Origin of the sequence: uncultured Porphyromonas sp., from assembly GCF_938039215.1 — a bacterium.
In the GTDB taxonomy this organism is placed as follows: Bacteria; Bacteroidota; Bacteroidia; order Bacteroidales; family Porphyromonadaceae; genus Porphyromonas.
This window is the reverse complement of sequence record NZ_CALHVI010000048.1, coordinates 1-1013: the sequence shown is the minus strand read 5'-3', so window position 1 is coordinate 1013 and position 1013 is coordinate 1. Positions and strand designations below refer to the sequence as shown.

The following is a 1013-nucleotide window of genomic DNA, read 5'->3' as shown; positions in this document are numbered from 1 at the left end:
CCTCGACGCACTGGCAGCCCTCAAGGAAAAGCTCTCCTAATCGGAGGCTTCCCTACGTGAAGTGTATGCCCTAATGGGGCAAGTCGTCACACTTCACTAATAGGGTAGGAACATAAAACACCCCGCATTCCAAATAGGATGCGGGGTGTTTTTGCTTTTTACCGTTCTCGTTTAGAGACGATAGCCTCATGGAGCTCGTGCTCCATGAGGCTGCGCCGTACTTTAGATTATCTAGCTGTAGTCAGCTCTTCTCTTATCGGGAATATTACAGGTTGATTATTTGTCTCGGCTTTTTTCTTTTCAGCCTCGTATAGCGCTAAATCCTTCTGCATAACCCTACGGGTATTGTCGATGTAGATGCGAGGGGCACCAGAGACTGTGAGTTCTATCTGCTGCAAATATTTCTCACACGTGCTCCAGTTGTCTATGGGGGACTCTAGTTTGTTGTCATATAAGTTCCAAGCTAAATGGCAATGGCAACTCCATCCAGAGGATTTGAGAGGGACCTCACTGTAGACGTAAGGGTTATTCCCTTGTGTTTTGTCTTTCTCTCCAACGAGCTTCGTAAATGGTTTATTAAGGTCTCGGATTTTTCTTTCAGCTGTATGGTGGACGATGATGCCGTAGTATTTAATTTCTTGATCACCGAGCTGGTAAGCATTAACAAGGGGTAGGCCGAAGAAGATTCTCTTTTTGGGATGATAATAGAACTTCCCATGAGCGAGGCATCCTTTGATCGCAAATCCACACTCAAAAGATACTTGCATAAGAACTGCTGCAGCCTTGGAGATTAGATTTAGATCTTGAGCTTTGTTGGTCTGCGTGGTAACAAGGATGGAGTCCGAGAAGAAGGCAATGTGTATATGCTCTCTTTTAAGAAGATTCTCAGCTCGAGTATCTAACTTTTCTCTAAAGGTCTCAAACTTCTCTTTAGCTTCATCGAAAGGAGTATTTTGGATAAATGCGCTAAAACCCATGATGTCGAGTAGTAATACAAAGCGTTCCTGCTCATC

At 44.2% G+C, this 1013-nt stretch carries 1 protein-coding gene; it reads right to left on the bottom strand.

Going from position 1 to position 1013, the window contains the following annotated elements:
• Positions 1-227: 227 nt before the first annotated feature.
• Positions 228-1013, bottom strand: a 786-nt coding sequence (locus Q0336_RS06385) for a hypothetical protein (RefSeq protein WP_298526773.1), incomplete at its 5' end; no start/stop codon positions are given.